Origin of the sequence: Pseudomonas fildesensis, assembly GCF_001050345.1 — a bacterium.
GTDB classification, from domain to species: Bacteria; Pseudomonadota; Gammaproteobacteria; order Pseudomonadales; family Pseudomonadaceae; genus Aquipseudomonas; species Aquipseudomonas fildesensis.
On sequence record NZ_LFMW01000013.1, the window covers coordinates 268,429 to 288,393 of the forward strand.

Sequence of the window (19,965 nt, forward strand, 5' to 3'; positions counted from 1 at the left end):
CGCCACCTGTAGCACCGGCATTGCTCCCGCTACATCCATTAAAAAAACCTGCCCTTAGCCCCCTTTAACATGATTTTTCATCACCCAACGTCTTCCTTATAGTCCTCGCAAGCCCAATCGGAACACCGTTGTGTTTCTTCGATGCGAGACAGACTTATGAGTAAAAAAACAAAAGCCGAGCAGAACTTGGTGGCCGGCGTGGGGACTCGAGTGGTTTGGGCGGGAGAGCAGGTTCAGCATCCCTACAATGCAACACAGACGCCCATCGTGCTCAGTGCCGCCTATGGTTACCATGATATTGATCAGTGGTACGACGTGGCATTGGGCAAGGAGCCCGGATTTATTTACAGCCGAATGAGCAATCCCACGGTCTCTGTCCTGGAAGACAAACTGTGCGAACTGGAGCGTGCAGAATCGGCGGTGGCGTTCAGTACCGGGATGGCGGCGATTAGCGGTGTATTACATACCTTTCTGTCCTGCGGGCAGCGTGTGGTATCTACCCGCGATAGCTACGGGGGCACGAACAAGATCTTTGAAGAGTTTCTTCCGCGCATGGGGGTCGATGTAACGCTTTGCGATACTCATGACACTGAAGCTATCGAGTATCAAATCGCTAAAGGCTGCGACGTTGTTTACTTGGAAACCCCGACGAACCCGACCCTGAAGATTCTTGATATTCGACGCCTGGTGGCCGCGGCGAGGCGGGTAGGTGCCTTGGTCGTAGCAGACAATACATTCGCAACACCGTTGAATCAGAACCCCCTCGCGCTGGGTGTCGATGTGGTCGTACACAGCGCTACCAAGTTCCTGTCCGGGCACGGTGATGTACTGGGCGGTGTGGTCTGCGGTGCCGAGCACCTTATGTCCCAAGTTCGCCATTACCGAGAAATCAACGGTGCCTCACTCGACCCGTTCTCTGCTTACTTAATCATTCGAGGTATCAAGACCCTCGCGCTGCGTCTTCGCCAACAGCAAGCGAGCGCACAAGTAATCGCTGAATACCTGTGCAGTGAGCCATTGGTTGAGTCGGTGAATTATCCGGGACTGCCCCAACACCCAGGGCATGTAATTGCTCGTTCGCAGATGCAGGGTTTTGGCGCAATCATAAGCTTTGTATTGGTAGGCGGGATGGAAACAGTGACTCGATTGTTGCCGCTGCTCAATTACGCCCACCGCGCAGGTAACTTGGGCGCAGTGGAAACTATCTATGGGCCGGCACGGACGACGAGCCATGTGGAGAACACCCTGGAGGAGCGCCAGGCCCTTGGGATTTCCGAAGGGTTGGTCAGGGTCTCCGTAGGCATTGAAGAGACCGTCGATCTGTTGGCGGATCTTCAACAAGCCTTTGCGTTAGTCAGCAACAGACAAGGGAATACAACCACACATACCGAGTGCTTGACCGCGTTAAAGGCTGTCGACTAACCATCTGACAGTCTGTTCATGAAGAGTGAAAACAAAAAAATAGCGGCAATTTAATTGTACTGCTTAATAGTCGGTAGCAAATTTTTGCCCGAACATTTCATGAGAGCATCACTATGTCCACAGAAACTAACGCTAAACAGCCTGAGCCAGGCGTGCACTTTAAAAAAGAAATGCAGACTCGACATATTGTTATGTTGGCGCTGGGTGGCGTCATCGGTACAGGGTTGTTTCTTACTTCCGGCTATACGGTTAATCAGGCAGGGCCTTTGGGTGCGGTGATTGCCTACATCATTGGTGCGGTGATGGTGTATTTGGTGATGGTTTGCCTGGGCGAGTTGGCTGTTCAGATGCCGGAAACGGGCTCCTTCAGTAGTTATGCAACCCGGTACCTGGGGCCCGGTACGGGTTATACGGTAGCCTGGCTATATTGGCTCACTTGGGCGGTCGCTATTGGTTCTGAGTTTACAGCCGCGGGAATCCTCATGGTGCGGTGGTTTCCTCATACGCCCGTGTGGATTTGGAGTGCGCTGTTCGCCGTTGCGGTGTTTACAAGTAACGTCGTGTCTGTCCGCTTGTTTGCAGAGACTGAATTCTGGCTTTCGCTGGTCAAGGTGCTCACCGTCATTACGTTTATTGTCATTGGGGCGGGCGCTATCTTGGGCCTCTTTGAGATGCAGCATATTCAAGGCGCCGGACTGTCCAACTTCACCCGCGAAGGGCTTTTTCCAACCGGGTACCTGCCCATCGCAATGACCCTTCTTGCCGTCTCCTTCGCGTTTTCTGGAACAGAGCTTATCGGGATTGCAGCCGGTGAAGCCCATGACCCCCAGACAAGCGTCCCCAAGGCCATTCGTACCACTGTTGTGCGTTTGGCGCTGTTTTTTGTAGGCACCATTTTCGTTCTTGCCACGCTATTGCCACGGGAGCAGGCCGGGATCGTAGAAAGTCCGTTTGTGATGGTATTCGAGCTGATCGGCATACCCTACTCGGCAGATATCATGAATTTCGTGATTCTTACGGCTTTGATTTCCGCAGCCAATTCGGGACTTTATGCCGCTTCCCGCATGCTATGGACGCTGAGCGACCAAGGGCACATGCCCAAGCGTTTCGCCAGCCTGTCAACACGGGGTACGCCGGTCAACGCGATCATGTTGAGCATGGCCGGCGCAGTGGCGTCTCTGCTCAGCAGCGTACTTGCTCCCGATACGGTTTACCTGGCCCTGGTGTCGATTTCCGGACTGGCAGTGGTCGTTGTGTGGATGAGCATTGCTGCTAGCCAAATCGCTTTCCGACGTCATTACGTTGCCCATGGCGGGCGAGTTGAAGATCTGCAGTTTCGTGTGCGTGGCTATCCGTATGTTCCGATTGCCGCAATTTTGTGTTGCTTACTGGCCTGTGTGGGCATCGCGTTCGATCCCGAGCAGAGAGTCGCGCTGTACTTCGGTCTTCCGTTTATCGGGTGGTGCTACTTTGTCTATTGGGTCACCCGTAAGAAGCGGGCGCAAAGGCTGGCTTCAGCAGGTACCGGGCATCGTTCTGCTGGCGCCGTTTGAACCATCACGCGATGATTGAGCGGATATAAGTCCCAATGAGGCCGCGCTGATGAGTCAAAAATCCCTGCCACCGTTGAACTGGCTGAGGGCGTTCGAAGTGTCAGCACGGTGCTTGAACTTCACCCATGCCGCGCAGGAGTTGTACCTGACTCAAGGCGCAGTCAGTCAACAGATTCGTCAGTTGGAAAGCCACCTCGGAGTTGCACTTTTCAAGCGTCTTCCTCGAGGGCTTGGCTTGACCGAAGAAGGGCAGTCTTACTTGCCGGTGGTGCAAGATGCGATTAGCCGTCTCGCGGTGGGTACGAACGAGATCTTTGGCCAGCGCAATCGAAGGCATGTGAAGGTTCGCGGCAGTTTGTCCTTCCTTCAATATTGGTTGGCGCCACGGCTCGCGGATTTTTGTCGAGAGTACCCTCTGATTGACATCCGCTATATCAGTAACCTTTGGGTGAAGGAGCCGGACGGAGAGGATGATCTGGAGATTCGCTGGGGGTGCGGCGAGTGGCCTGGATTGCACTCTCAACGATTAACCTGGGACATGCTCCAGCCGGTTTGCGCACCAGCGCTCATGGCCAGTTCGCCGATACGCGAGCCTCGCGACCTGATCAACCATTCTTTGCTTCATGTGCTGGGGTACGAGGAAGGGTGGGGCTACTGGCTCAAGCGGGTTGGCGCGGATGATGTCGATTTCTCCCGTGGCCTGCAGTTCGATACGCTGGTTTCGACCATCCGTATGGCCGAGCTGGGTCTGGGGGTCGCCTTGGCACGCTCTTCCGTTGTGGAGGATTTGCTCAAGAACGGGCACCTGGTTGCTCCGTTCAATCACCGAATTGAAGCCAGCGAATCCTTTTATCTAGTGCGCGAGGAAGGTGAAGCACTTTCACCGGATGCCGCAATATTTTCCACGTGGCTGATGGCTCAAACCCATCGCCCTTTGTAACTCGGATTTGGAGTCATCATGCACTACGTCAGTACACGTGGCAGTGGCGTGCGGGCGGACTTTCGCAGCGTGGTGTTGTCGGGGCTCGCCGACGACGGTGGCCTCTATGTCCCCGAAAGTTTACCGGTGTTCACTCCGGAGCAGATTGCCAGTTGGTCGTGGCTGCCCTTCGATGAATTGCTTTGGCGAGTCGTATCACCGTACGTGGGCACCTCTATCGATGAAAACGTTCTGCGAGAACTGCTAAGCGATAGTTATCGTCACTTTAATCACCGGGCCATTTGCCCCCTTCAGCAGATCGGTCATAACGAGTGGGTTCTCCAGCTTTTTCATGGCCCGACTCAGTCCTCCAAGGATTTCGCCGCACAACTGCAATCGCGCCTGGTCGCGCACTTTCTCGGCGAGGTCGGTGCACAGGCGCTGATCGTCGGTGCCACCAACGGCGATACCGGGCTGGCGGCTCTGGAGGCGTTTGCTGATTGCCCGGGAGCCCGAATGTCGATGCTTTATCCGCGTAATGGGCTGCCGGCCGAGACACTCGCGGCCTTACAAACAGCCAACCCTGAACAGGTTCAGCTTTTTCCTGTGGACGGCAGCTTCGACGATTGTCAGACCCTTGTCTCCCGGCTCTTTCGTGACTGGCCATTAGAGGGTGTCATACCGATCTGCTTCAACTCGACAAACTGGGTCGGCGTTCTCGCACAAATCGTTTTGTACTTCCATGCAGCTTTACAGTTGGGCGGCGGGATACGCCCTGTCGGTTTCAGCGTTCCAGCAGCGAGTTTTGCTGAGATCTACGCCGGCTTCATCGCTCAAAAAATGGGCTTGCCGATCAATCAGGTGATCATTTCCACCAACCGTAACGATGCGCTTCACCAGTTTATTCACCGTAACCGCTACTCGACTCAAGTGAGCAACCGAACGTTGTCTCCATCGATGGATTTCTCGCTGTTTTCCAATCTGGAGCGGTTCATCTGGGAGCTGTATGGGCGCGATGGGGGCGCAACGAAGACGCTGATGGAACACTTCGAGGACTGTGGTGAGTTAAGTATTGGCAACCCGCAGTGGCTCAGTGCCCGTGTACTGTTCGATTCCTATGCTGTGGACGAGTCGCAGGTTCGCGACGAAGTCATCAGGTTGTTCCGTGAGACGGGCTCTGCCGTCGACCCTCATACCGCCGTAGGCGCTCTGGCTGGGCGAATGCATCGACGCAGCCTGGGCGCTCCGATGGTGACGTTTGGGCAAATAGCTCCGGCCAAATCGGCGGCGTTGTTGGCGACGTTGGGGGTATGGCAGGGCGAAGTACCGGTTGTTCCAGAGGTGCATGCAATGCCGCCGTACTTGGCCAAAGGTGATCTGGAGGCCCTGCGCCGAGCGCTGTTATTGGCGTGGCAGGGGGGGGCATGAAGCGCATTCTGGATCCATTGGACGAACGCATACTGGCTGAACTCACGGCGAATGCCCGGATCGCGCACATTGAGTTAGGTGCCAAGATCAACTTGTCTCGCAACGCCGTACGCCAACGCATTGAGCGCCTGGAGCGAGACGGTGCGATTCAGGGCTACACGGTACGCCTGGGCGATTCCCGGCGTCTGTCCTCACTCATTAGTGCCGTCATTTTTGTCTACCGCTACGACCGCATGCGTGGAGATGAGGTACTTGCCGTGCTGCGCTCCCTACCAGAGGTGGTTCAATGTGAAGTGTTGAGCGGTGAGTTTGACTTGATGCTTCGTGTCAATGCCGCCTCCCCTGAACGTGTCCACCTCGTATGGAAAGAAATCGCTGCCATGCCAGGGGTGGAAAATACCGTGACCTCGTTCGTCCTCTCCGCGGTGTTTTGAGCCGACCAAGGGCGCGCTACTGACCCGGCGTAAGGCGCGCCCATTCGTTTGGGCGCTTTTGAGTCGCGAGTCTTCTCGCCTGGGCAAAATGGCCAACTAATACAGCACTCTGCCATATTCAACTGCCAGGGCCTGGCACCTACGATGTTCCTATCGAACAATGACTAGGAGGACGGCTTCATGACGGAATACAAAATTGCCCTGGTAGGTTTTGGCGGTGTCAATCGTGGTCTCGCTCAACTGATCGCAGAGCGCAATGCCGAGTGGAAAGCCTCTTTGGGCTTCAGTATCAAAATCGTCGGTGTGACTGACCTTTTTCTCGGCTCCATCGTCGCTAAAGATGGCCTGGACGCCAAGCAGTTGGTCGCGATGCCCGTCGAGAAGGGTGTGTTTGCTCAACTGCCCGGCGGCACCGCTGAGGCGTTCAACGAAACCGTCATCAGGCATTCCGGTGCAGACATGATTGCTGAAGCCACCTTCACCAACCCAGTCGATGGAGAGCCCGCTACTACGTTCTGCCGCTGGGCGCTGGAAAGTGGCATCCATGTTGTGACCACCAATAAAGGACCAGTTGCACTGCACGGCGCTGAGCTAAAGGATTTGGCCCGTCGTCATGGTGTTGCCTTCGAGTACGAAGGTTCGGTTATGAGCGGTACACCTGTGATTCGTCTGGCAAGACAGGCTCTGCCAGGTGTAGGGATTCAAGGCTTTGAAGGCATCCTCAACGGGACGTCCAACTACGTATTGACCCGCATGAAGGACGGCCTGTCGTTTAACGACGCAGTCGCTCAGGCTCAACAGCTCGGCTATGCCGAGGCCGACCCAACTGCCGATGTGGAGGGGTTTGACGTCCGCCTCAAGGTGGTGATCCTCGCCAACGAGCTGCTCAATGCTCGATTGAATGTCAGCGATGTGGCTTGTTCAGGGATCAGTAGCATCAGTCCAGAAGACATCGCTCAAGCAAGTGCCAACGACGCAAGTTGGAAGTTGATCGGCTCTGCAAGTCGCGAAGTTGATGGCTCGGTTCGAGCGAGTGTGGAAGCGCGACTGCTGCCGAATTCGCATCCTCTTGCAGGAATTTCCGGTGCCACCAATGCGGTGTCGTTCAATACCGCACTGCTTGGCAACGTCACGGTTTCCGGTCCTGGGGCCGGTCGTATCGAGACGGCCTTTGCGTTGCTGTCCGACATCATTGCCATCCATACCACCCACGGCAAGCAATAGGAGAGTCGACATGAGCGTATCCAGCATGGCCAGCGTCCAGCGTGTGGGCGCCAAGCAAATTGACGTGTTCAGTCCGTTCGACGGGCGCCTGGTGGGGAGCGTCCCTTGCCTCGATGCAAGCGCGGTTCCTGGCTTGCTGGAGCGCGCGCGGATTGGCGTGCGCGAGAGTGCGGCAATGCCTCGGCACCTGCGTGCACGTATCCTGGAAGAGGCGGCCCGGCGAGTGGAACTGGAGTCTGCGGCGTTTGCCATACTCATTGTTGCAGAGGCGGGAAAGACGCTGCGACAAGCCGAGAAGGAGGTGAAGCGTTGTGTGAACACGCTGAAGCTATCGGCGGAAGAGGCTCGTCGTAACGCTGGGGAAGTGATTCCATTTGAGGCATATGAAGGTTCCGAATCGCGCCAGGGCTGGTTCACCCGCGAACCGTTGGGGCTAATTGTCGCGATCACCCCCTACAATGATCCGCTGAACTTAGTCGCCCATAAACTGGGCCCGGCCATCGCCGGTGGCAATGCTGTGATCCTGAAACCCTCAGAGCTCGCACCGTTGTCTGCTCTGAAGCTGGTTGAGTGCCTGGTGGACGCGGGTCTGCCTCCGTCTGTGGTAACTACTGCCACCGGGGGCGTCGATCTGGGTAAAGCATTGGTGGAGCTGCGCGAAGTACGGATGGTTTCCTTCACCGGTGGTTTTACCACTGGAGAGTCAATTGCTCGAAGTGCAGGCTTAAAGAAGCTGGCCATGGATCTAGGGGGGAATGCGCCGGTTCTGGTGCTCGAAGACTGTGATCTTGAACCAACCGTAGCGTCTTGTGTTTCTGGTGCGTTCTGGGCGGCGGGGCAGAACTGCATCGGCACGCAGCGTATCCTCGTACATTGTTCAATCTACGAAGACTTCCGCGAGCGTTTTGTCAGTCAAACGCGTGCATTGGTACTTGGCGATCCGAATCAACGAGCAACCGATGTTGGCCCGATGATTACGGAGCAGGCGGCTCGTCGCACGGAACAATGGGTGAATGAAGCACTGGCCGAGGGTGCTCTTCTCTTGTGCGGGCACCATCGCCAAGCGGGAAGCTATTCGCCGACCGTGCTGGAGCTTGTAAGCCATAACAGTCAGATTTGGCAGCAGGAAGTCTTCGCACCGGTGGTCATCCTGGAGTCTTTTGATCATCTGGACGATGCCGTTGCTCTGGCCAACGCTGCAGAGTACAGCTTGCATGCGGGACTGTTCACACGTGACCTGTCCAAGGCCCTGAAGTTGGCGCGGCAAATTGAAGCCGGTGGCGTGATGATTAACGACTCGTCCGATTATCGTTTCGATGCCATGCCTTTCGGTGGATCCAAGTACGGAAGCCTGGGGCGGGAAGGGGTGCGGTTTGCCTATGAGGACATGACGCAACCCAAAGTGGTGTGCATTAACGAAATACGCCAGGCATGAGTCGATGATGGGGGGGCCTGCGTCTCGGCTCCCCCAGAACGATGAGTAACCGCCGAGTCGTGATCATCAAACAGAATCCAGTGATTTCGTTATCGAGAAATAAAGCCTATACAAGGAAATATGAGTGTACAGGTAATTTTTAGCCCGTTTGGGAGGTAACGTCAGTGTTTTCTGCTGTCAGCAAACCACTACCGCCTAAACGATTTTGCTACTAAAGGTCAGTTCACCTTACGCAATGACATCGTCGCTCTGCGCGTATCGAATTGGCTACACTCCCACTCTGAACAAAGCATTTATCCCAGGCCTTCTGTCTCACCCCCGATTCCTCCTGCAGCCTTTCTCGAGCGCAAGGTGGGCACTCGTCATCAAAATAGACCGTCAGTGGTCACCGCTTTTTCTTGTACACAAACAAACATCTTGTATAAGTTTTTTTACAGGATATGATCAAGGACACGAACCAAAAATGGGGGCTCAACTACGCGATGAAACGGGTTTTTTGGTGCCCATTTGGCGATCTCTGGAACGTTAGCTTTCGGCAACCGCTCTCAATAGATCCGACTGCCATAACCATCCTTAAATCCCATGGACAGCTTGCTGCGGCCATTGCATATCAGCCGACAAATTCGGCCCTTAATGATAGCGATGAGCTATCGGTGTGGTGCGTATTACTCACTGGATGGGCAATTCGGTATCGACGTATCGTCAACGCAGCAAGCGTAATTGGCTAATAGCGCCACTCGCGACATCCGCATCCTTCCAGTCCTGTACAGGGCACATTTTCGAGCTAGCCATGAAGAAAACGCTTTCGTTGGCCACACGTATAGGCCTTAGCTTCGCAGCAGTCCTAGCGCTTCTTTTAGTGATCACTGCCATCGGCATTCAGCGCGTTGCGTTTATTGATTCCACCCTAGGCGACGTTAGCGAAAACGCAGCTAAGGTGCAGCGCTACGCGATCAATTTCCGTGGAAGCGTGCATAACCGCGCAATTGCTATCCGGGATGCGGTGCTGGTGACGAACGATCTGGATCTGGAAAAATACTTGTTCGAGGTTACAACCTTGGAAAAGGCCTACTCCGACTCTGCGGCTCCTCTGGATCAGCTGTTCAAGGGCGCAAGCGTGACTGCGGAAGAGGTTCGATTACTCAGCGCTATTAAGGAAATCGAACAACAAACCCTAAAATCTACCCAGGTGTTACTGGCACTGCGCCGGTCTGGTGACATTCCAGGAGCCCAGGCACTACTGATGCGTCAAACGTCTATGGATTACAGCGAGTGGTTGAAGCGGGTGAATGCGCTGATCGACTACGAGGAGGCGTCAATCAAGGCGAAGCTTGGCGCGGTTCAGGCAACAGCCAGCCAATTCAGTACACTGATGCTGATCGCAACCGTTATTGCCCTGCTGCTGAGCATCATGTTGTCGGCTGTGATTATTCGTTTTGTTAAATCCACGTTGGGCGCCGAGCCCACCGAGGTTGCATTAGCCATCCAGCGGCTGGCTGCAGGTGATCTTAATCAGACTATTTCCACAGATTATCCTGGCAGCGTGATGGGTGTATTGAAAGACGCGCTTAGCCACCTGAGAGAGACTATCCAGCAGGTGCGGAGAGCGGCCCAAGAGGTCAATCACTCGTCTACCCAATTGTCTGCCACATCATCGGCTAACAATGAGCAGATTAGCCTGCAAACCCGCGAAGCCGAGCAGGTGGCCACAGCCATCACGCAAATGGCTGCGACTGTTAATGAAGTATCCGGGTATGCCGCGCAGGCGGCTAATGCTTCCCGGTTGGCCGATATAGAAGTGGAAAGCGGCAATCAATTAGTTGCAAGCACCACTCTTGCCATCGAACAGCTTGCACTAACTCTTGAACAAACTACGGATACCGTGAACCAGGTATCCAAACACAGTGAAAATATCGAGTCAGTGATCGACGTCATCAACTCCATAGCCTCCCAAACCAATTTGTTGGCCCTAAACGCCGCTATTGAGGCTGCGAGGGCAGGAGAGCATGGGCGCGGGTTTGCGGTGGTAGCTGATGAAGTACGTTCTCTGGCCAACCGTACACAGCAGTCGACCGAGGAAATTCGGGAGATGATCAGTACGCTGCAATTGGGTGCTGAGACCGCATCGGAAACCATGCGCAATAGCTGCGAGCTGGTAAGCCAAACCGTTACACAAACTCGCAGTGCTCAGAATGCATTGGCCAGGATCAGCGAGCAGGTTGGCGCTATCAGTCACATGAACGCCCAGATCGCGAGCGCATCCGTGCAGCAGAGCAGCGTGGCCGATGATGTCGCTAAAAATATCAACCGCATTCACGGATCAACGGTGCAGTCGGCCACCGGCTCGCGTCAAGTGGCAACGGCTAGCATGGAGCTCTCGCTGTTGGCGGATAGCCTTACCGCGAAAGTGGCGTTCTTCAGCGCGGCTTAGGATGTTCAGGGCGGGGCCGAATGGGCTTCTTTGAAGAATAGAGTTCCGCTGGCATCCAGGCCTTATAAATTGAACGTCTGCACTGAACAATGTCGTGCCGCTCATGTGACGGTTGCTCATCCACCTCGCAGTAAGACTAAACGTTCTATCGCTTTATGCCCGTCGGACGACCTCTATATGCAGCAGGTCATTCCGATATATTTGTTATGACCCTAGAGGCGGTTTCCCATGTTCAATACCAAAATCAAGAGCCAGCTTCACTCTCAGGAAGCCGAGCTGTCGGAGTTGCGCCAACTGCGTGATGGGTTAAACCGTGAAATGCTAACGTTGAGTATCGATTCGACTTTTAAAATCACCGCATGCAACGAAAATTTTGCAAAGGCTTTGGGCCACACCCAGGATCGGCTCGTAGGTCGTGCCATGGCCGATATCGTTCCGCAGTACGTATCCAAACTTCCGTGTTTTCATAACTTTCGAGCAGCAGTAGCCGCAGGTAAGTCGATCTCTGACGAATACAGGTATCTGCATGCTGACGGTTCATTGGTGTGGCTTCACGCACATTGGCAGCCGATAACGGATGCGACTGGCAGCTTGAGTCATATCATCTGCTATGCGACGAACATTACCTCACGAGTAGAAAAAGCATCGGAAAACACCTCTTTCATTGACGCATTACTTCGTTCGACGGCGGTGATCGAATTCGATCTCTCCGGGCATGTACTCATGGCAAATGACCAGTTCTTAAACGCGATGGGCTACAACCTGGGCCAAGCTAAAGGGAGTCACCACCGTCTTTTCTGCAAGCCAGAGGAAGTTTCGTCTCAAAAATACAAGGATTTTTGGTCAACTTTGAACAAGGGTGAATTTGTTGCTGGCCGATTTGAACGTATTGACAGTCGCGGTCAAACCGTATGGCTGGAAGCGACGTACAACCCGGTTTATGACACCGAAGGAACACTCTGCAAGGTCGTTAAGTTTGCGACGGTTGTCACCGACCAGGTTGCCCGTGAACAAGAAGTGAGTGGTGCAGCACAGACTGCATTTGAAATTTCCCAGCAGACTGATGTTAGTGCTCAACGCGGAGCAGTCGTAGTCAACGACACTATGCATACCATGCGTAAAATCGCTGTTGATATGCAGGCTGCCTCGGGTGGGGTCGAAGCGCTCGGTAAGCAGTCATTGTTGATCAGCTCCATCATTCAGACAATCAGTAGTATCGCCCAGCAAACTAATTTGCTGGCATTGAATGCTGCGATTGAAGCTGCTCGTGCAGGTGAGCAGGGTCGAGGTTTTGCGGTGGTGGCTGATGAGGTTCGACAATTAGCCGGACGCACCAGCACGGCCACTGAAGAAATTGCCTCGGTCGTCTTGCAGAACCAGAAGCTGGTAGATGAGACCGTCGCGGAGATGACCAACAGCAAGTCCCAAGCTGAGCAAGGCCTTGAGCTTGCCACGCAAGCAGGCCAAGTAATTGTTGAGATTCAGGAGGGCGCCAAGAGAGTAGTCGATGCGGTGGGCAGGTTTGCGACTCAGGTGGCTTAAGAAGCGCCACCTTTCCTTTGTGGATGATGGGGCCAAATTACAGGGGTAGGCACTACCCGTTTTGATGGCCTACGATTCGACGACGCTATCCAGTAGCGTCGTCCCATAGGAATTGTCCACTACGCATAGCCACTTCAGCCGCGCAGACAGGATCAAACTCATGATCGCCTCTCCCGTTTCCCGCTGCGTAATGGGTACAGGACTCAAGCACGGCGGGCATAGAAGGCGTGCAACTTTTCGGGGGCAGATCAAATTGAGTGGACGCTCTTTCTAGCTGTTCAAACAGGTCTTTCCATGCAACCACAATGTCTTTTCTATCCTAAGTCTTTCAAGATCCGGGTTGTCCTAGAGTGCGTCCAGCCCGGAACTTCGATTGCCCGCGTCGCGCAGAAGCACAGCCTTGACCCGAATCGTCCATAAATGGATTCAAGTGCAAACAAACAAAGCCACCGCGCTGCAGCCTGCTTTCATTCCGCTGCCCTTTCAGCTAGCGGGAGGGCATTCGTTAGCTGCTTCATAAAGCATCGACTCGCGCGGCACCGTCAAAGTGAACTAGCCCACCGAAAGCGCTGCTGCATGTGCCACCGTTGTGCGAGACCTGTTGCGATGATTTGCATCGACCTAATTATTTTCACCACAACAGGGCCTACGCATAGGAAATCGTTATTGAACCTTGATGCTGTCGCAAAACATTTAGTAGCTATCAAGGGTTAAAGGACTTCAAGTGAGCCGTGCAAGCACGCTTGCGTCATTTACCAACGCTAGGTTGGCCAGATGGGGCAAACATCGCCCGATTAACTCAGCCTTCAAGATCAGAAAACAAAAGGAGCCCGCATGGGCTCCGAATAGCTGAATCGATACGCGTTTAAGCCGACAGATACTCGTCGACAGATTTAACGCTGGCGTAGCCGAACTCAAATGCTGCCATTATTGCCGCATGCGCGTGAGCGGCAGGGACAGTTACGCCGCGAAAAGTGAGATCCAATGTGGCGCAGGCATCATGCAATACGGTAACCGGATAACTCATGTCTGCTGCAGCGCGTACAACGGCGTCGATGCACATGTGGCTCATTGCACCTATGACAACGATTTCCTGTACACCTGCGGCGTCCAGCTGCTGTTTCAGATCAGTTTCCCTGAAAGCATTGATATGCTTTTTGACGATCACGGGTTCGCGACCTTCAGGAGCCACAGTTGGTTGAATTTCCGCGCCGGCAGATCCCTTAACGAAGAGGGTAGCGCCCTCATTATCGGACTCATGCCGTATGTGAAAAACTGGAATACCTGTATCGCGCGCGTGACTGATCACCCGGACAGCATTCGCGACAGCCCCTTCGATGCCGGTCAAAGGCAATTTGCCAATGGGCAGGTATTCGTTTTGCAGATCAACTACTACAAGACCTCGTTTCATGAACGATCTCCAGTCAAATTATCAACGTGATGCTGTCGTGAGGGCGAGCCGTTTGCGGGACATTAAGCCTGCGTCAACGACAGCCCAATTAATCAGAACTCTAGTGAAGCGCCGTCTTCCGGAATATCGACGCGACTCTCAATACCTTGCTTCTTGACGTAGGTGCGCAGTTCTTCACGAGTCAGGGACATGTGGTTGACTGCGTCCATGTGCACGGCGACGATTTTCGCGTTTTTCGCGGCCTTCGATGCGCGCAGAACGTCCTCTTCGCCCATGATGATTGCACCCTCGAAGCCGGTCATCTTTGCTTTCCCAGCATTAAGCACGATGACCTCGGGGCGATATTTCTCGATGGCCTGATCAACCTCTTTACGCCAGATAGTGTCGCCAGCTAGGTAAAGGGTCTTGTAGCCTGGCGCTTGAAAAACAACTCCCATTGCTTCTCCCAGAGGTTTGGCGAGAGCGGGTACTGCATACATTTCGTCGGTGCCATGCTGACCACCGGTCTTGGTGATTTTGACGCCGCCGAATTCAGCGTCATCTGTCAGTACGCGTACGTTCTTGAAACCTTGGGAGCGAATCAACTTCGCATCTTCTTCATGCTGCGTGAACAGAGGGATGTCTTTCGGCAACGCCTTTTGTGCGGCATCGTCCCAGTGGTCAAGATGCGTATGAGTCACGATGACGGCGTCGATACCAGAGATCACTTTTTCGGGCGACTCGGGCAGATCTACCAGCGGATTACGGAGGTTGCTGCGGTAGGTGTTCTCAAATCCTGGGTAGGTTCCCTTTTTGGACAGCATCGGGTCGATCAGGAAGGTCGTACCGCCGTAGGAGATTCTGACCGTCGCGTTACGAACTTGCTGCAAGTCCACTTTATGGGATGCATCCGACATCTTGGAGATGTCTGAGCCCGCAGATACCGCTGTGGCGACCCCGGCGCAAGCAATACTGATGGCAAGAGGGAGAGTTCTAAGGTTCATGAAATTAATCCTGTTGATACATCGAGGAGACCATTCTTGCCCAATGCTTTGAACCTCAACAGTGGCCTGAATGACATATTTCGATATAATCGGGCCATGTGGCCAGTGTTGTCCGGAAATGTGAGAAGGCAGACGACTTACCCCTTCCGTCTGTGCAAATACATCACCGTAGACGGTCGTTCATAAATTCCCGTGTGCGTCGATGGCAAGTACACGGCCAATTAGAGGCTGCCTGATGCAATCGATACGTGTTGCTGTTCTGGCTTTTAACGGCGTTAGCCTGTTCCACCTTTCTGTGCCGGGAGTGGTGCTGGGGACGGCGCAGTCGGCACCTGGCGAACCTCAATACGAGATCAATTACTGCGCAGAGACGCCGGGAATGGTGAGCAGCGACCAAGGAATCGGTTTAGCGGTCACGCACGGCCTGGAGCTGATGGAGGCATCTGACGTAATCGTCATTCCAGCGTGGGCCGAGCAATCGCTCGTTGCATCTGCCGAGCTGGTGGGTGCGCTTCAGCTCGCCAATGCCCAAGGCAAGCTCATCGTCGGATTATGTTTAGGCGCATTCGTGCTTGGGGATGCCGGGTTACTTGATGGGAGAGAAGCGACTACTCACTGGGCAGTCAGAGAGGAGTTTGCGAGACGTTTCCCTGAAGTTCGTTTCAGGCCCGAAGTGCTCTATGTCAGTGATGGCAATATCGTGACCTCTGCGGGAACCGTGGCGGCAATCGATTGTTGCCTTCATCTTGTAAGGCAGCGACTTGGCGCCGATGTGGCGAATCGCACTGCGAAGATGCTGGTGACGCCGCCACATAGGCAAGGAGGTCAAGCTCAATACGTTGAGCATCCTGTGCCGCAACTTTCTAGAGAGACCCATTTGTCTGATGTACTGGCGTGGGCCAGATTGAACCTAGCCAATGATCTGTCGCTCGACGTTCTTGCAGACATGGCGAAGATGAGTAGGCGCACGTTCACTCGACGTTTCAGGGAGGCCACTGGCTGTACCGTTTCTAAATGGTTGAATGCTGAGCGAGTCGCCAGGGCGCAACAGCTGCTCGAAACGACGGATTTACCGATTGAATGCGTTGCCGGTGAGGCAGGCTTTGGTACCCCCTTATCCTTGAGGCAACAATTCGGAGTTCAGCTCGGCACTTCGCCGTCTGAGTATCGGCGAATGTTTTTTCGTGAAATGAAACGTGAAGACAAAACATAGGGAACTGTGAATCGCCCCGGGTTTCGTAGACACCCCTTTGCCTTAGACTGAGGCCAATTAGGAGGTGCCATTAGCAATCCGCGTTACCCCGAAGAATTCAAAATCCAAGCGGTCAATCAAGTGACCGAAAAGAAGCTGCCTGTCGCTAATGTAGCTGCCCGTCTTGGCGTGTTGACGCATAGCTTCTACGCCTGGGTAAAGCATGGGTTCCGGGGGAGCCCGAGCTATCATCTATAACTGCTGTCATGCGGTAACCCACTCCTTGATTGGGGCCCGGGCATCAACCCTAAACGCTCTGAAGTCTTGAGCCCCGGGTTTTTACTGCATCATGGTTCGCTGTAGCTATCCATGTCCATTTGCAGCCGCAACACAGCTCGGCCATGGCACTGTTCGCCTGGTCGAGGTAGATCTTTTGCTTTGCAACGACCTTGGCTTCGGAAAACGTAGTTGGAGGGCTTGAGAAGGTGGGGCTGATTGCCTACGGAAAGCAGTTTTTTCATTGGAAAGCTTATGCAATTGACAGAATCGCAGTATACGCACGACTCCATGGCTGCCGATGGCGAGGGCAATGCGGGCGTTTTCGCGCCCGCATCGATCCCATCGATCTCGGCCACCTACGTGGCGAGCACGTACAAGTTCTGTAGGCCAAGGCCCCTAGGGAGTTCTTTTGACATTTCCCCTCTCTATTAGGCACGTCAGAGGATCTGCCAGTGTACTGAACGAGAATGCTGACCTTCTCTCCACGCCGAACAGCTCCAAGCTCTCGAAGCCTTGAAGGGGGATTCTGGCCTCAAGAAAGAAATTGAATTCGAAACGAAGCTACGCAATTTGCTCGCAAAGTATGGCTACAGCCTGAAAGACGTTATCAACCTGCTTGAGGCTCCGTCGCGAAAGCATTTCGCCGCACAAGAGGTACTTAAATATGAATTATCTGCAAAACAAGGTTGCCATTGTCACTGGCGCGTCTTCCGGCATTGGTGCTGCCACCACCCGCGCATTGGCCGCACAGGGCGTTCGCGTCGTGGCAGCAGCACTCGATCAGAACGGGTTGGAAGCGTTTGTTGCCGAGCTGCGTGAGGCCGGGAGCGACGTAGTCGCTTTCACCACAGACGTTACCCATCTGGATCAAACCAAAGCGCTCGCGAAGTTTGCACAAGACACCTACGGGGCTGTGGACATCTTGGTCAACACCGCCGGTCTCATGCTCTTTTCCAACTGGGTCGATTTGGCCGTGCAGGATTGGGAAAAGATGATCGATGTGAACATCAAGGGCTACCTCAACGCTACTGCTGCGGTACTGCCGTTCATGTTGGAACGGAAGTCCGGGCAGATTCTCAACATGGACTCCGTTGCAGGTCACCAGGTCGGCCCGGCGGCGGGTGTTTACAGCGCTACCAAGTTTTTCGTCCAGGCCATGACCGAGTCTATGCGCAAGGAGTTGGGCGTGCAGCATGGTATTCGCGTCAACACCGTCAGCCCCGGCGTGATCAATACCGGCTGGGCAGACAAGGTCAGCGATCCTGAAGGGCGCAAGGCTGCTCAGGAGCTGAACCGGATTGCCATTGCGCCTGACGATATCGCCCGTGCTGTGATTTACGCGCTCAATCAACCGGAAAACGTCACCGTCAACGATTTGATCATCTCGCCGACTCGCCAGGATTGGTAATTGTCGGTTGAGTTTTTCGTGTCCGATTGACCAAAAGGGTCACCGGCAACATGCAACCAGGAGTACATGATGAGCAATCCAACTTACGTCCAGGAATACAACGCGATCGTCGCCGTTTTGAGCCAGTACAACCAAGGTGGGGCCAAGGCTGACAGCAGTTTGATGAAGCCCGCGTTCAACGAACAGGCCACCATGTTTGGGGTCGACGGTGACAAGCTCGTCGGCGGGGCGATCCAGAATCTGTACGACGTCATCGACAACTCTTTTCGCCCATCTCCCGAAGCCAAAGCCGCGATCGTTCGCATCGACATTGTGGGCACTGCCGCCAGTGCGCGCGTTGATACCGACAATGTTTCGGGGTTTCGATTCACCGACTTCTTCAACCTGCTGAAGGTAGAAGGCAAGTGGACGATCGTCAGCAAGATTTACCACACCCATCCGAGCGCTTGAGTATTTGAGCGCCTCTGGCGAGGTGGGTTGTACCTCGCCCTTATTAAAACGAGAAAACCATGTCAAAGAACATCAAGGCAGTACCAACTTCCGAGTACAACGCTGTCATCGCAACTGCCAATCAGTACGTTGAAGGTCTGCGAGTGGGCAGTGCAGAAGGCGTTGCTCAGGCTTTCCATAAAGACGCCGTGATGTACGGTTTCACAAATGGTGAGCTGCTTGGCGGCCCGATCAAGAATTTGTTTGATTTCGTTCAGAAGAACGGTAGCGCCCCAGAAATTACCACTCGGCTCGACATACTGGCGATCACACCCACGACAGCCGTGGTGCGTGTCGATATGGAAAAGGATGCGATAGGCGCGGACTACAACGACTACCTGACCCTGATCAAAATCGACGGCACCTGGAAGGTCATCGCCAAGGTTTATCACCAGTTCGAAGGTTGAGTGTTCACCGATCCCGGTTGAATCAATGCCGGGATCGGAGCTCGTTCATCGTCAAATGGAGAAGCGATCATGAGTAAGGTTTTCATCATCGGCGCCGCTGGCAAAGTGGGGCGGCGATTGATTAAGCAACTCGTCGGGCGAGGTTACGAAGCGATCGCACTGCATCGGAACCCGGAGCAGGGGAGTGAGCTTGCGGATTTGGGAGCGACGCCCATCGAAGGCAATTTGTTGGAGCTTGAATCAGGGCGAATGGCGCAGCTTATGTCGAGCAGTGATGCCGTTGTCTTCACTGCAGGTGCGGGCGGCGCAGGTATGGATCTGACCAATGCGATTGATGGGCGAGGATTGGAGTTGGCAGTGGCCGCAACCATTCAAGCAGGTGTCCGGCGTTTCATTCTGGTCTCGGCCTTCCCCGATGCGCTGCGTGGTAGCCCGGTATCCGAAGGTTTCGAAAATTACATTGCCGTGAAAAAACGAGCTGATGCTCACTTGGTGGGGACGGGTTTGGATTGGGTGATTGTGCGCCCAGGAACGCTTCTGGATGACACCGGCACTGGCAAAATCCGTGCTGACGTCGCTATTCCTTACGGTGAAGTTTCAAGAGATGACGTGGCAGCGACACTTGCCGAGTTGATCGATCAGCCCAAGGTGAGCCGGGTCATTATCGAACTCACTCAGGGTGACACACCAGTCTCCGACGCGGTTCGCAGGCTTGGTCATGAGCGTTGCTTACAATGAAGTTGATTTTGGTTGGCGCTACGGGGCTTGTTGGACGCGAGGTTCTGAAACAGGCGCTCGACGATCCACGTATCAGCCTTGTGGTTGCGCCGACTCGCCGTGCGCTTGCAGCACATCCCAAGTTACATGCACCTCTAACCGACTTCGACAATCTACCGGAAACAGTCGACTGGTGGCGGGCGGATGCCGTGATCTGCACATTGGGCACGACGATGCGGCGCGCTGGATCGAGAGACGCTTTTCGGCTTGTTGATTACGAGTACCCGTTGGATGTAGCGCGCTTTGCCAGAATGAATGGCACCTCAACATATGTTCTCAACTCGGCCATTGGGGCGAACCCAAACTCGAGTTTTTTCTACAGCCGGGTAAAGGGCGAGTTGGAAACATCTCTTACAGGTCTTGGTTTTGAATCACTCACCTATGTGAGACCCGGCGTCATCAGTGGGACGCGCAATGAGCTGCGGCTCGGCGAGCGTGCACTGGTGTTTGCGCTCGGCTTGGCAGGAAGATTTTTACCCGCTCGGTGGCAACTTAACCCCGCGTCGCGAATCGCCCAGCTGCTCCTCGAGTCCGCCCTTGAGCACAGACCGGGTGTCCACATCATCACCTCCGAGTGCTGCATTTGAGCCGGAGTTAGCTGTTTTCACAAATAGATCATTTGAAGGGAGAT

General features: G+C 54.3%; 17 protein-coding genes and 5 pseudogenes. 19 read left to right on the top strand and 3 right to left on the bottom strand.

The genetic code is table 11. The annotated features are described in order from the left end of the window. The first annotated feature begins 156 nt into the window (after positions 1-156). The 11 genes and pseudogenes from ACR52_RS20835 to ACR52_RS31830 all read left to right on the top strand — a co-directional run bounded on the left by ACR52_RS20835 (position 157) and on the right by ACR52_RS31830 (position 12,808). The gene (locus ACR52_RS20835) at positions 157-1,422 is read left to right on the top strand and encodes a cystathionine gamma-synthase family protein (protein WP_048728900.1); all 1,266 of its coding nucleotides are present in this window, start codon (positions 157-159) and stop codon (positions 1,420-1,422) included. A gap of 113 nt (positions 1,423-1,535) precedes the next feature. Continuing rightward, positions 1,536-2,975, top strand: a complete 1,440-nt coding sequence (locus tag ACR52_RS20840; RefSeq protein ID WP_048728902.1) for an amino acid permease — start codon at positions 1,536-1,538, stop codon at positions 2,973-2,975. Between the two features lie 49 nt (positions 2,976-3,024). Beyond that, positions 3,025-3,915, top strand: a complete 891-nt coding sequence (locus ACR52_RS20845) for a LysR substrate-binding domain-containing protein (protein ID WP_048728905.1) — start codon at positions 3,025-3,027, stop codon at positions 3,913-3,915. Between the two features lie 18 nt (positions 3,916-3,933). Then, positions 3,934-5,322, top strand: coding sequence for a threonine synthase (locus tag ACR52_RS20850; protein ID WP_048728907.1), 1,389 nt, complete (start codon positions 3,934-3,936; stop codon positions 5,320-5,322). After that, entirely contained in the window at positions 5,319-5,756 is a 438-nt protein-coding gene (locus ACR52_RS20855) for an Lrp/AsnC family transcriptional regulator (protein ID WP_048728910.1), read from the top strand. The genes ACR52_RS20850 and ACR52_RS20855 overlap by 4 nt, the downstream gene beginning before the upstream one ends. Positions 5,757-5,936: 180 nt before the next feature. Continuing rightward, positions 5,937-6,980 carry a homoserine dehydrogenase gene (locus ACR52_RS20860; protein ID WP_048728913.1) on the top strand — a complete coding sequence of 348 codons (1,044 nt, stop codon included), beginning with the start codon at positions 5,937-5,939 and terminating at the stop codon, positions 6,978-6,980. A gap of 10 nt (positions 6,981-6,990) precedes the next feature. Then, positions 6,991-8,415, top strand: coding sequence for an aldehyde dehydrogenase family protein (locus tag ACR52_RS20865; protein ID WP_048728917.1), 1,425 nt, complete (start codon positions 6,991-6,993; stop codon positions 8,413-8,415). A 790-nt stretch (positions 8,416-9,205) separates the two neighbouring features. Further along, positions 9,206-10,846, top strand: coding sequence for a methyl-accepting chemotaxis protein (locus tag ACR52_RS20870; protein ID WP_048728921.1), 1,641 nt, complete (start codon positions 9,206-9,208; stop codon positions 10,844-10,846). Positions 10,847-11,164: 318 nt separating this feature from the next. After that, positions 11,165-11,851, top strand: a pseudogene (locus ACR52_RS31820) (PAS domain-containing protein); the annotation flags it as partial. A gap of 102 nt (positions 11,852-11,953) precedes the next feature. Further along, positions 11,954-12,388: pseudogene (locus ACR52_RS31825) on the top strand (methyl-accepting chemotaxis protein); the annotation flags it as partial. Positions 12,389-12,682: 294 nt separating this feature from the next. Continuing rightward, entirely contained in the window at positions 12,683-12,808 is a 126-nt protein-coding gene (locus ACR52_RS31830) for a transposase (RefSeq protein ID WP_152687657.1), read from the top strand. Between the two features lie 445 nt (positions 12,809-13,253). Here the strand turns inward: ACR52_RS31830 and ACR52_RS20880 are convergent, their stop codons facing one another. Next, entirely contained in the window at positions 13,254-13,799 is a 546-nt protein-coding gene (locus ACR52_RS20880; RefSeq protein WP_048728927.1) for a cysteine hydrolase family protein, read from the bottom strand. Positions 13,800-13,891: 92 nt separating this feature from the next. Then, complete coding sequence (locus ACR52_RS20885) at positions 13,892-14,782, bottom strand: MBL fold metallo-hydrolase (RefSeq protein WP_048728929.1); 891 nt, start codon at positions 14,780-14,782, stop codon at positions 13,892-13,894. Between the two features lie 235 nt (positions 14,783-15,017). On the opposite strand from ACR52_RS20885, the gene ACR52_RS20890 reads away from it, so the two are divergent. Beyond that, positions 15,018-15,995 (top strand): GlxA family transcriptional regulator, encoded by a 978-nt coding sequence (locus ACR52_RS20890; RefSeq protein ID WP_048728932.1) that lies wholly within the window; start codon positions 15,018-15,020, stop codon positions 15,993-15,995. Between the two features lie 69 nt (positions 15,996-16,064). Beyond that, a pseudogene (locus ACR52_RS29615) lies at positions 16,065-16,196 on the top strand (transposase); the annotation flags it as partial. A gap of 142 nt (positions 16,197-16,338) precedes the next feature. Here the strand turns inward: ACR52_RS29615 and ACR52_RS31835 are convergent. Further along, positions 16,339-16,596 (bottom strand): annotated as a pseudogene (locus ACR52_RS31835) (hypothetical protein); the annotation flags it as partial. A 143-nt stretch (positions 16,597-16,739) separates the two neighbouring features. Here ACR52_RS31835 and ACR52_RS29620 point away from each other — a divergent pair. The 6 genes and pseudogenes from ACR52_RS29620 to ACR52_RS20920 all read left to right on the top strand — a co-directional run. Next, positions 16,740-16,874: pseudogene (locus ACR52_RS29620) on the top strand (transcriptional regulator); the annotation flags it as partial. A 43-nt stretch (positions 16,875-16,917) separates the two neighbouring features. Continuing rightward, positions 16,918-17,661 carry an SDR family oxidoreductase gene (locus ACR52_RS20900; protein WP_048728938.1) on the top strand — a complete coding sequence of 248 codons (744 nt, stop codon included), beginning with the start codon at positions 16,918-16,920 and terminating at the stop codon, positions 17,659-17,661. Between the two features lie 69 nt (positions 17,662-17,730). Next, positions 17,731-18,111, top strand: a complete 381-nt coding sequence (locus ACR52_RS20905) for a nuclear transport factor 2 family protein (RefSeq protein WP_048728941.1) — start codon at positions 17,731-17,733, stop codon at positions 18,109-18,111. Positions 18,112-18,170: 59 nt separating this feature from the next. After that, positions 18,171-18,557, top strand: coding sequence for a nuclear transport factor 2 family protein (locus tag ACR52_RS20910; protein WP_048728942.1), 387 nt, complete (start codon positions 18,171-18,173; stop codon positions 18,555-18,557). A gap of 69 nt (positions 18,558-18,626) precedes the next feature. Next, positions 18,627-19,295 carry an NAD(P)-binding oxidoreductase gene (locus ACR52_RS20915; RefSeq protein ID WP_048728943.1) on the top strand — a complete coding sequence of 223 codons (669 nt, stop codon included), beginning with the start codon at positions 18,627-18,629 and terminating at the stop codon, positions 19,293-19,295. Further along, a complete protein-coding gene (locus ACR52_RS20920; RefSeq protein ID WP_048728945.1) occupies positions 19,292-19,921 on the top strand; it encodes an NAD-dependent epimerase/dehydratase family protein in 630 nt (209 codons plus the stop codon). The genes ACR52_RS20915 and ACR52_RS20920 overlap by 4 nt, the downstream gene beginning before the upstream one ends. Positions 19,922-19,965 lie beyond the last annotated feature (44 nt).

What these genes read in the sequence shown, in the direction of transcription:
- ACR52_RS20835 (WP_048728900.1), top strand. Translation starts at nt 157, where the DNA reads ATGAGTAAAAAAACAAAAGCCGAGCAGAACTTGGTGGCCGGCGTGGGG.
- ACR52_RS20840 (WP_048728902.1), top strand. Translation starts at nt 1,536, where the DNA reads ATGTCCACAGAAACTAACGCTAAACAGCCTGAGCCAGGCGTGCACTTT.
- ACR52_RS20845 (WP_048728905.1), top strand. Translation starts at nt 3,025, where the DNA reads ATGAGTCAAAAATCCCTGCCACCGTTGAACTGGCTGAGGGCGTTCGAA.
- ACR52_RS20850 (WP_048728907.1), top strand. Translation starts at nt 3,934, where the DNA reads ATGCACTACGTCAGTACACGTGGCAGTGGCGTGCGGGCGGACTTTCGC.
- ACR52_RS20855 (WP_048728910.1), top strand. Translation starts at nt 5,319, where the DNA reads ATGAAGCGCATTCTGGATCCATTGGACGAACGCATACTGGCTGAACTC.
- ACR52_RS20860 (WP_048728913.1), top strand. Translation starts at nt 5,937, where the DNA reads ATGACGGAATACAAAATTGCCCTGGTAGGTTTTGGCGGTGTCAATCGT.
- ACR52_RS20865 (WP_048728917.1), top strand. Translation starts at nt 6,991, where the DNA reads ATGAGCGTATCCAGCATGGCCAGCGTCCAGCGTGTGGGCGCCAAGCAA.
- ACR52_RS20870 (WP_048728921.1), top strand. Translation starts at nt 9,206, where the DNA reads ATGAAGAAAACGCTTTCGTTGGCCACACGTATAGGCCTTAGCTTCGCA.
- ACR52_RS31830 (WP_152687657.1), top strand. Translation starts at nt 12,683, where the DNA reads ATGCAACCACAATGTCTTTTCTATCCTAAGTCTTTCAAGATCCGGGTT.
- ACR52_RS20880 (WP_048728927.1), bottom strand. Translation starts at nt 13,799, where the DNA reads ATGAAACGAGGTCTTGTAGTAGTTGATCTGCAAAACGAATACCTGCCC.
- ACR52_RS20885 (WP_048728929.1), bottom strand. Translation starts at nt 14,782, where the DNA reads ATGAACCTTAGAACTCTCCCTCTTGCCATCAGTATTGCTTGCGCCGGG.
- ACR52_RS20890 (WP_048728932.1), top strand. Translation starts at nt 15,018, where the DNA reads ATGCAATCGATACGTGTTGCTGTTCTGGCTTTTAACGGCGTTAGCCTG.
- ACR52_RS20900 (WP_048728938.1), top strand. Translation starts at nt 16,918, where the DNA reads ATGAATTATCTGCAAAACAAGGTTGCCATTGTCACTGGCGCGTCTTCC.
- ACR52_RS20905 (WP_048728941.1), top strand. Translation starts at nt 17,731, where the DNA reads ATGAGCAATCCAACTTACGTCCAGGAATACAACGCGATCGTCGCCGTT.
- ACR52_RS20910 (WP_048728942.1), top strand. Translation starts at nt 18,171, where the DNA reads ATGTCAAAGAACATCAAGGCAGTACCAACTTCCGAGTACAACGCTGTC.
- ACR52_RS20915 (WP_048728943.1), top strand. Translation starts at nt 18,627, where the DNA reads ATGAGTAAGGTTTTCATCATCGGCGCCGCTGGCAAAGTGGGGCGGCGA.
- ACR52_RS20920 (WP_048728945.1), top strand. Translation starts at nt 19,292, where the DNA reads ATGAAGTTGATTTTGGTTGGCGCTACGGGGCTTGTTGGACGCGAGGTT.